Origin of the sequence: uncultured Chryseobacterium sp., assembly GCF_913776365.1 — a bacterium.
In the GTDB taxonomy this organism is placed as follows: Bacteria; Bacteroidota; Bacteroidia; order Flavobacteriales; family Weeksellaceae; genus Chryseobacterium.
This window is the reverse complement of the sequence record NZ_CAJYMO010000361.1, coordinates 1-9,154: the sequence shown is the minus strand read 5'-3', so window position 1 is coordinate 9,154 and position 9,154 is coordinate 1. Positions and strand designations below refer to the sequence as shown.

Sequence of the window (9,154 nt, the reverse complement as noted above, 5' to 3'; positions counted from 1 at the left end):
GTACCGGATCAGATGAGGAGATCCGGCAAAGACAGCAACCATTCCGGACCGGGACCATGATTATTGCATAGCCTGTACATTGTCTTGTCTTTGTTCTGTATCGCATCAGGAAAGCCCCTGTAGCAATATAAGACCCCATCCCATAAAAATTCCGGCAGGAGAATCTCCATACCGGAACAAACAATTTCAATTTAGGTAATTTTCTGTATTATGCTTCTGCAGCATTTTCCGCTTCAGGTCTTCTGCGGCCGCATCCGGAAGCAAATTCTTTTTTAAATTTCCCTTTCAGTTCCTGATACTGCTCGTCATCCATTTCCCTGATCTTATCTGCCAGGCCGAATGGTGATTTTTCCCGGATCCCGTATTCCTCGAAAATCCCTTTCACGAATCTTTTTCTCTGAATTGCTTTCTTAGCCATCATGGCAACACCCGCAACGGCTAATGCTCCGAGGGCTCCTTTTACTACTGAATTTTTCATAATTTTAAATTTTACTGTTCTTTACTAAAGACGAATGTTTCCTGTGTTTACTTTACTACTTTTAACCATTGAGCCGGTTTCATTCGTTATTTTTTCTATTTTTTCCCAAAGAAGCCGCTTTCGCAACGGTTTCTCCATGCTTCCTTGAATTTCTCCCTTTCTTCCGGGGACAGGTGCATCATTTTCTCCCGCATTTTCCTTTCTTTAAAATCCCGCATCCCTTTCCCGAAATGGAAGCCGCCGAAGAGGATCTTACATAAAACCAATATTCCCATTGCCTGCCAGTAGGTGATGGCCTTCACGCCCAGGATTTCCGGCAGCAGGCAGTTCCAGAGGGACATGACGATCCAGGTAACGCCTAAAAAGATGAGCGGCGGACAAATGATCAGGAAGATCCATCCTTTTTTATGTTTTCCATTCATATCTGCTTTTTCTAATTGTTTAAATCTTCGTATACTGTTCTTAATCTGTTTCTCAGATGTTTCACCGCATAATTTTTACGGCTGATGATTGTTTTGATGTTTTCCCCCTGTTCATCGGCAATCTCCTGCAGGGTCTTGTCGTTCAGCTCATTTTCCACATAGGCCAGCCGCTGTTTTTCCGGAAGCTCGTCCAGTGCCTCAAAAAGCAGCTTCCATATTTCATCCTGGAACATCCTGATCTCGGGGCCGGCGCTTTCATCCATCAGCAGGATATCTTTAACCGAAAAATCGCCGTCTTCATCTTCATAGACGAAATCTTCAAGGTTTTCGGTTTTCTTTTTCCGGTATTTATCCGTGATTTTATTGGCGGTTACCCGGTACAGCCATCCGCCTACATTGACAATTTCAGAAAGGTTGGTAATGCTGCTGAACTGGTACCAGACCTCCTGCAGGATGTCTTCCGCATCCTCCGTATTTTTTACTTTCGGACGGATATAGGACATCAGCTTCCCACCGTACTTTGAAACGGTCTGCGAGATGATGTTTTCTTTCTCTTTTTGCGGCATTGGTAATTTTTCAGCAACCTCCATACAGGTATGACGGTCGGGGATTTTGTTTTACTTTATTAAATGTAAAAATTTTTCTTTAACTGACGGTAAAAGCTTTTGACACATAAGGAAAATTGGTCAGTATGTAGCTGTAAAAGATGTAATATGCCTAAGGTGCATGATTTTTAAGTTTCCTTGTCCAGCCTTTTCCGGAACGTAAATAAGAAATAAAGATTTTCAGCGGGCCGGATTGTATACGTGTAATTTCAGCAGGTAACGGAAAGACTTAAGATCCGCAGAAGAAGGTAAAGGAAAGCAGGTAAAGCCTATACTGACCGGAAGATCCTGTATTTTGATTCCTGAACTGACGTATATCCAATACAAAAATATAGGATTCATACGTTTATTAATCCCTGAATTTCAATTGTGGCAATCAGATCGGGGAAGTTCTATATGGTAGCATTCGTTTTGGGAACATAATCAAAACTGAGGGTGGGAAAACCATCGTTGTTCAGGCTGTAACTGATATTCTTTGACTGCAGGTAATTTTTGATGGTCATCATCAGGATTCCGATGGCCCAGCATTTGAACTTCATCTGGCTGCAGTTGAAACTCCTGATCGATTTCCAGATTTCCACAAAAGCAAGTTCTACTATTTCTTCCGCATGCTCCCGTGACTGTACCGTCTGCAATGCCATTCCATAAATAATTCCGCAATATTGGTCATATAAAGCATCGAACCCTGTCCTGTTTCCATGCTGTATGAGGGTACATAATTCCAAGTCTGAATATATTTTTGAAGTCTGGGTCATCCTTTTATCCGTTTGTACTATTATTCTTCATCATCTACTAATGAATTATTAAAATCGGCAAGGATGTAAAGGACGGCATTCACTCATTTGACCAACATCTGAAGCCCTTGTTTCAGGTCTCTTCCTATCTTAAAAAATATTAGATACCACTCTGAAATCAAAATATATGCTAAAGTTGACGCCTTATGATCAGAATTATAAAATATTGTTGAAAATTAATATTATATATTTTATTATGGTTAGAAATTATTTAATGTATTGTAGAGGAATTATTGTGAATGCAGTATAAAGATCTTATCAATCATAATGCAAGGAACATAAAAGAAAAGCACCCTGGCTTTGTAAAACAGCAGCGAATATTCATTCTATCCTTTTTCTTTTTTCCATTCTTTTTTCATCTTCGCATATTGCCTGTTTCCTTCCGCTTTTTGCCACTTTGCATAGAAAACAGCTGCTGATTTCGCTTTTTCCGGATCGCCGGTATTCCGCTCAAGCGGCTGATAATCGTTTTCCTTATCGTACTTTTTGCCACCCTTGTAGTTGAAATACCGGCGGGCCCTGGTAAATCCCATCTGCAGGTATTTTCTAGCCATGTCGGCTCCTACAAAGTCATTTTTCTCAAGATAGTCTTCAAAAAGACCTAATATTTTTTCCGAGCTTTCTTCTGCAATTTCGGGAGTCCTGAACCTCCAGTGCTGTCCGATCTCGCTTTTGTACGGTTCACAGATCAGTACGCCCTGCTCTCCTTTTCCCACACGGTAGCGTTCCGGATGCAGCCGGTAATCTATGTCCGGTTTCCATGGATATTCGTCTGAATTGAAATCCAGGTAACTTGGTTTCTGTTCTTTCATACGGGTCCTGATCTGTATTATTGCGCCAGCCTGATTCCTGAGAACTGCCATTGCAGGTCCGGCTGGAAAAAGTTACGGTACGTAGGCCTGCTGTGTCCGGGAGGGGTAGCCTCTGAAGCACCACGCAGCACCATCTGGTTGATCATGAACTTTCCGTTATATTCCCCTACGGCGCCTGCTTCTTTTTTAAACCCGGGATAGGCAAGATAAGCACTGTTGGTCCATTCCCAGCGTTCACCCCAGCTGATGAAAGGCGAGGCAACTTCCCACTCCTGCTCTGTAGGCAGCCGCATTCCCTTCCATGCTGCAAAAGCAGAAGCTTCATAGAAACTGACATGGCAGACGGCCTTATCAGGATCAATCTTCTGGAGGCCGTTTAATCCGTATGCCATCCATTGTCCGTCAATATGATGCCAGTAGAGAGGGGAACGCACATTTTTTTGGTTGACCCAGCTCCAGCCGTCAGAATGCCAGTACCTGAAGTCCATATATCCTCCGGCTTCGATGAATTCCAGGTATTCACCGTTTGTTACCGTATCTTCTGAAATCCCGAAATTATTCAGGTAAACCGTGTGCCGCCCCAATTCGTTATCAAAGCAAAATCCTTCTCCTGAGAAGCCTATTTCGTAGAGTCCTTCGGAAAAAGTCAGCATCCTGCCTTCCGGTTTCGGGTGTCCGGTTGCTGAAGCTTCCTTTTGATAAGCAGGAAAGAGCGGATTATGGCCCAGGATGTATTTGATATCCGTCATCAGCAGTTCCTGATGCTGCTGTTCATGGTTCAGTCCGAGTTCCAGCAGTGATGCAAGGCCAGCATCCGGAACATGGGTTTCCAGAAATTCAGCCATCTGAGCATCCACATAGTTTCGGTACCGGTACACATCGGCTACCGAAGGACGGCTGAGATTCCCGCGGTCGGTACGGATCACCCGCGCTCCGATGGTTTCATAATAACTGTTGAAAACAAAATTATACTGAGGATCAAACACCTCGTACCCTTCCTTATGAGGCTGAAGAATAAAGGTCTCGAAAAACCAGGTGCTGTGTCCCAGATGCCATTTCGGCGGGCTGACATCCACTACAGGCTGTACGACGTAATCTTCGATTTCCAGGGGCGCACAGATTTCTTCGGACCGGCGCCGGATTTCCCGGAACCGTTCCAGGATCTGAACGGAAGGAACCACCATTTCTTTACTTTCCATACGTATCTTGTTTTGTTTTGTGATCATTTGTCTGCCATATGCTGTCCACGAACCATTTCCTGGAATCCATGATATCTCCCTTAACGGTAAATCCGGTTTTCTGCGCCAGTTCAAGGATGTCTTCCATGGAGAATTTCTGTGAGACTTCCATGTCGATCACTTCATTTTCGCTGAAAGGGATTTTTTCATCTCCGATATGCACTTGCTGGTCGGCAAGGCTTATCAGAAAACTCCGGCATGAGCCTGTGAGCGGATCATAAGTTTCATAGTGCTGGAACTGCTCTGTATTAAAATTACCGTTCAGCTCACGGTTGATTCTTGACAGCAGGTTAAGGTTGAAAGCGGCCGTTATGCCCGCCCTGTCATTATAGGCTTCCAGCACCGTGTGCGGATTTTTTTTAAGGTCGAATCCCATCAGTACGATATCTTCCGGCTGAAGGCGCTGCTGCAGTTCCCTGCAAAATGCTTCCGCTTCTTCCCTGCTCATGTTTCCGATATTCCCTCCTAAGAAGAGAATAACCTTTCTTCGCGATGACCTTATGGATGCTTCCTCCAGCATCTCAAAATATTCACCTTCCAGCGGTATTACCGGAAGATCCGGAAGTTCGCTGCTCAGATTCTGTTGCAGGACAGAAAGGATATTTCCTGAGATATCGATCGGAAGATAAGAGAAATCTGCATTTTTTTCAACCAGATATTTCAGCAGAAAGGTAGATTTCATCGCATCACCTGCTCCCAGCTCGATCAGGTCGAAAGCCTCACCACCGGCATTGATTAGCTTTGCGATCTCATCTGTTTTGTGTTTGAAGATGTCCAGTTCACAACGGGTGAGATAATACTCCGGCATGGCCATAATTTTCTGAAACAGCCGGTCTCCGGTCTTATCGTAAAAATATTTGGAAGACAGGTGTTTCGGATGGCTTTTCAATCCGGTCAACACATCCTCTAAAAAATGCCCGGCAGGATCACTTCCGTGAGCAGTTTCCGGTTCTTCACTTAATGATGGGTTCATATAAATAGTGCTTGGTGCAAAAAATGCAGCAACTATCTTGCCGACGCCTGTTTATGTTGAAAAAACTATTTACATTATATATACATTTCCCCTGAACACAACCGGAGTCCGTTGAATCTTCAGTCTGCTGATACAAAATAGGAAACGAAGTTGTTTGAAATCGCAAAGTAGCGAATATAAACCCCTGATAACGTGGCATAAGGCACAAAGAATCTGACAAAGTCAAATTATAAGACCTTTGAAAACCATAGTGTTACAGCGGTTAAAATTTATCTCTGATAAAATCCTCGCGCCTTATACCCTATTAAGCACGTTAAACTATTCGCGCCCGTGTATTTTCCAATACCGCATCTACTATCAGAACTCTAGTATGTATATTATGAGTCCTGCATCCGGCAGACGAAAATGAAACAATATACCACAATTTTACAAGCTTGGAATGCTCATTGCACTTACAGGGATTATTACAGCCGTTCGAAGGCTGAAAACAGACCACACCAAATAAAATATTATGGAAAAATCAATTACCCGAAGAAATGCAATCGGAAAAATAGCAACCACCCTGGCTGTTGCAGCCGTAGCGCCCGGGGCGCTGGCACAATCCTCTCAGAAACAAAATGTACGCAGCATGACAGGTCCGGACCTTACCGATCCGACAACCAAATATCCAAGGCCCCCTTTTAAAAGTCAGTTCCAGCCATTTCCCGGGCTTGCCAGTAAGATGGAGCCGGTTCCGGATCATGGAGAAAAAAGCTATGTAGGATCAGGAAGGCTGATGGGAAGAAAAGCGCTGATTACCGGAGGCGATTCAGGAATCGGGCGCGCCGCCGCCATCGCTTATGCCCGTGAAGGCGCGGATGTTGCCATTAACTACCTTCCTGAAGAAGAATCGGATGCAGCAGAAGTTATTGAGCTGATCCGGAAAGCAGGTAGAAAAGCGGTAGCCATTCCAGGCGACATCCGGAATGAAGAATTCTGCAAGAAGCTGGTTGCCCAGGCCGTACAGCAATTGGGAGGATTGGATATCCTGATCAACAATGCAGGCCACCAGAAAACCAATGAATCGATTCTCGATATCAGCACCGAAGCATTTGACCGGACGATGAAGACCAATATCTATGCTCCGTTCTGGATTACAAAAGCAGCACTTCCCCATCTGAAACCGGGATCTTCCATTATAGGACTTTCATCGGTACAGGCCTATGATCCGTCAGAAAACTTATATGACTATGCCCAGACCAAAGCAGCTACCACCAGCTACGTAAAGTCCCTGGCCAAACAACTGGGCCCTAAAGGCATACGCGTAAACGGAGTGGCCCCCGGCCCTGTATGGACGGCATTGGAAGTGAGCGGTGGACAGACACAGGAAAACCTGGTTAAATTCGGGGATGATACCCCGCTGGGAAGACCTGGGCAGCCTGCAGAGCTGGCTTCGATCTTTGTACAGCTAGCCGCCAATGACGCCAGCTTTACCACCGGGCACATTTACGGAGCCGCCGGAGGAAGCGGGCAGCCTTAATGCAGGAAAACTAATCTTAATAATAATCCAAAATCATACGTTATGAACAACAATATAAAAATCGCCTTGGTTCTGGCAGGAGCAGGAACTTTGCTTTGGCAACTGAGAAAAAAACAGAACGGCAAGAAAAAAGTATTTACCGCCCCTGACGGTAATACGTATAAAGAAAATCAAATGTACCGCACGTTTGATAATAAGGTGTACCAGAACGGTAAGGAAATACGTTTTAATACGCCGGTTATTGAACAGCAGAACCTCTCATCGCAACAGCACAGCGATGCCAGTGAGTACAATACCGGTAAAAATTACCAGAATATCAATAAGAACCCTACCTACCACCAGAAAGGGGTCAGACATCACTAAAAAAGTTGTTTTTTATATAAACCTCCGGCTGTTTTTCTGCAGCCGGAGGTTTTTTTAATTCAGACCGGTTCAGCGTCACTTCAGAGGCTTTGTAGAGATGGCAAACCCACCGCTTCTCGCCATGCTGATTTTAATTTTGGACTTACTGGTAACCGTCTTCTTGTAGATATTGTAACTCTGAGGATTGTTGACATAATCCGCATCTTTTCCGTCTTCATACACTGTTACCTCATATTTCCTGCCCTTGTCGAGGAATGAGAAATCTACGGTGTACTCACGCTTGTTCTCATCGGTAATTCCTCCTACGAACCAGTCTTCGGTACCTTTGGCTTTCCTGGCTGTGATGATGTAATCTCCCGGCTCGGCAGATAAGATTTTGTTGTCGTCCCAGTCGGCAGCAACGTCTTTGATGAACTGGAAGGCATCTATGTGGCGTTTATAGTTCTCCGGTAAATCAGCAGCCATCTGCAGCGGCATGTACATCACGACATACAGGGCCAGCTGTTTGGCCAGCGTGGTTTTCACAAAACGCTGATCACCCGGGACATAGTAATCCAGCTTGGTCTGGAAGATTCCCGGCGTGTAATCCATCGAGCCGCCTATCCATCGGGTGAAAGGCAGAATAGTCTGATGGTCCGGGTTGTTTCCCTTGAATGCCTCATGCTCCGTTCCGCGGGCTGCTTCGGCAGAAACCCAATTGGGATACGTACGGCTCTCCCCTCCCGGGCGCACTGATTCGTGGCTGTTCACCATGATTTTATACCGGTGGGCTTTTTCAGCAATTCTGTAGTAGTGATTGATGGTCCACTGGGAATAGTGGTGCTCGCCTCTCGGGACGATATCGCCTACATAACCGGTCTTTACCGCATCGTAACCATATTCATTCATCAGCCGGAAGGCTTCATCGGCCCAGCGTTCATAATTGGTAGCGGAAGCAGATGTTTCATGGTGCATGATGAGCTTCATGCCTTTGGAATGGGCATATTCATTCAGCGCTTTGATATCGAAATCCGGGTAAGGCGTAATAAAATCGAATACAAATTCTTTATGATGCCCAATCCAGTCTTCCCAGCCCACATTCCAGCCTTCGATCAGTAAGCCTTTGAACCCATTTTCAGCAGCGAAATCGATGTACTCCTTTACTTTTGTCGTATTGGCTGCATGTTTCCCGTTCGGCGTCAGTTTGGAGAAATCCGTTACACCGATGTGAACGTTTTCCGCCATTGAATAAGCCCACTTGGATTTCCCGATGATCATCTCCCACCACACGCCCATGTACTTGGTCGGGTGAATGTAGGATGTATCGGTATATTTTGTCGGTTCGTTGAGATTGAACATCATTTTGGAGTCCAGCACTTCTTCCGCTTTCGGGGAAACGATGATGGTTCTCCACGGGGAAACGGATGACGTCTGTATATAGCCTTTAGCACCCTGCTTGTCGGGGGTCAGGTGTGTTTTGAATTTGAAATTCACCGCATCCACTTCGAGGTTGGAAGCCGGATAATCCAGCACAGCGGCTTCTCCTATATTTACGTACAGCGGTTCTTTTCCTTCCGTTTTCAGCATTAAAGGTGACTGAACGGCATTTTTAACCAATGTCTGTGACGAATGCTGATCGTATGCTTTTTCCCATCGACCCGGTATTTCAGAAATCCTGGTGGTCTGCGGCTGGTATTCCTGGGAATCGTAGTCGGCAACAATCCACCATGCTTTCATATCAGTCGGGAAATCGATTTCGGAGTCCTCTTCACGGATTACGAAATAATTGAGGTTTTTCTGCTGCGGGAATTCATAACGGAATCCAAGCCCGTCGTTGAACAATCTGAATTTAACGACAATATCTCGGTCGGTTGCCTCCTGGTGCAGCGTTACCGCCAGCTCGTTATAGTGGTTGGTATAATTTTTCTTTTCGCCCAGTACCGGCTGCCAGGTTTCGTTTTTGGAATCCCT

At 45.2% G+C, this 9,154-nt stretch carries 10 protein-coding genes; 2 read left to right on the top strand and 8 right to left on the bottom strand.

Annotated elements, in window-relative coordinates; all coding sequences use genetic code 11:
- Window positions 1–208: 208 nt before the first annotated feature.
- The 7 genes from QZ735_RS19320 to egtD form a co-directional block, all read right to left on the bottom strand.
- Entirely contained in the window at window positions 209–478 is a 270-nt protein-coding gene (locus tag QZ735_RS19320) for a hypothetical protein (RefSeq protein ID WP_294252204.1), read from the bottom strand.
- Window positions 479–573: 95 nt separating this feature from the next.
- Window positions 574–900, bottom strand: a complete 327-nt coding sequence (locus tag QZ735_RS19315; RefSeq protein WP_294252200.1) for a hypothetical protein — start codon at window positions 898–900, stop codon at window positions 574–576.
- 11 nt (window positions 901–911) lie between these two features.
- Window positions 912–1,466: a sigma-70 family RNA polymerase sigma factor gene (locus QZ735_RS19310; protein WP_294252194.1), complete on the bottom strand. Its 555-nt coding sequence runs from the start codon at window positions 1,464–1,466 to the stop codon at window positions 912–914.
- 431 nt (window positions 1,467–1,897) lie between these two features.
- Complete coding sequence (locus QZ735_RS19305; RefSeq protein ID WP_294252191.1) at window positions 1,898–2,230, bottom strand: sigma-70 family RNA polymerase sigma factor; 333 nt, start codon at window positions 2,228–2,230, stop codon at window positions 1,898–1,900.
- Between the two features lie 395 nt (window positions 2,231–2,625).
- Window positions 2,626–3,111, bottom strand: a complete 486-nt coding sequence (locus tag QZ735_RS19300) for a DUF4385 domain-containing protein (RefSeq protein ID WP_294252188.1) — start codon at window positions 3,109–3,111, stop codon at window positions 2,626–2,628.
- Between the two features lie 17 nt (window positions 3,112–3,128).
- Window positions 3,129–4,310: an ergothioneine biosynthesis protein EgtB gene (gene egtB, locus QZ735_RS19295; RefSeq protein WP_294252185.1), complete on the bottom strand. Its 1,182-nt coding sequence runs from the start codon at window positions 4,308–4,310 to the stop codon at window positions 3,129–3,131.
- Complete coding sequence (egtD, locus tag QZ735_RS19290) at window positions 4,300–5,322, bottom strand: L-histidine N(alpha)-methyltransferase (RefSeq protein ID WP_294252182.1); 1,023 nt, start codon at window positions 5,320–5,322, stop codon at window positions 4,300–4,302. The genes egtB and egtD overlap by 11 nt, the downstream gene beginning before the upstream one ends.
- Before the next feature lie 511 nt (window positions 5,323–5,833).
- Here egtD and QZ735_RS19285 point away from each other — a divergent pair.
- Both QZ735_RS19285 and QZ735_RS19280 read left to right on the top strand, forming a co-directional pair.
- Entirely contained in the window at window positions 5,834–6,841 is a 1,008-nt protein-coding gene (locus QZ735_RS19285) for an SDR family oxidoreductase (protein ID WP_294252180.1), read from the top strand.
- 42 nt (window positions 6,842–6,883) lie between these two features.
- On the top strand, window positions 6,884–7,204 hold the full coding sequence (locus QZ735_RS19280) for a hypothetical protein (protein WP_294252177.1): 321 nt from the start codon (window positions 6,884–6,886) through the stop codon (window positions 7,202–7,204).
- Window positions 7,205–7,279: 75 nt separating this feature from the next.
- Here the strand turns inward: QZ735_RS19280 and QZ735_RS19275 are convergent.
- Window positions 7,280–9,154 (bottom strand): glycoside hydrolase family 97 protein (locus QZ735_RS19275; RefSeq protein WP_294252174.1); only part of this gene is annotated, 1,875 nt, incomplete at its 5' end.

Bases quoted from the DNA above. Each gene is read 5' to 3' on its own strand.
- QZ735_RS19320 (WP_294252204.1), bottom strand. From the start codon at position 478: ATGAAAAATTCAGTAGTAAAAGGAGCCCTCGGAGCATTAGCCGTTGCG.
- QZ735_RS19315 (WP_294252200.1), bottom strand. From the start codon at position 900: ATGAATGGAAAACATAAAAAAGGATGGATCTTCCTGATCATTTGTCCG.
- QZ735_RS19310 (WP_294252194.1), bottom strand. From the start codon at position 1,466: ATGCCGCAAAAAGAGAAAGAAAACATCATCTCGCAGACCGTTTCAAAG.
- QZ735_RS19300 (WP_294252188.1), bottom strand. From the start codon at position 3,111: ATGAAAGAACAGAAACCAAGTTACCTGGATTTCAATTCAGACGAATAT.
- egtB (WP_294252185.1), bottom strand. From the start codon at position 4,310: ATGGAAAGTAAAGAAATGGTGGTTCCTTCCGTTCAGATCCTGGAACGG.
- egtD (WP_294252182.1), bottom strand. From the start codon at position 5,322: ATGAACCCATCATTAAGTGAAGAACCGGAAACTGCTCACGGAAGTGAT.
- QZ735_RS19285 (WP_294252180.1), top strand. From the start codon at position 5,834: ATGGAAAAATCAATTACCCGAAGAAATGCAATCGGAAAAATAGCAACC.
- QZ735_RS19280 (WP_294252177.1), top strand. From the start codon at position 6,884: ATGAACAACAATATAAAAATCGCCTTGGTTCTGGCAGGAGCAGGAACT.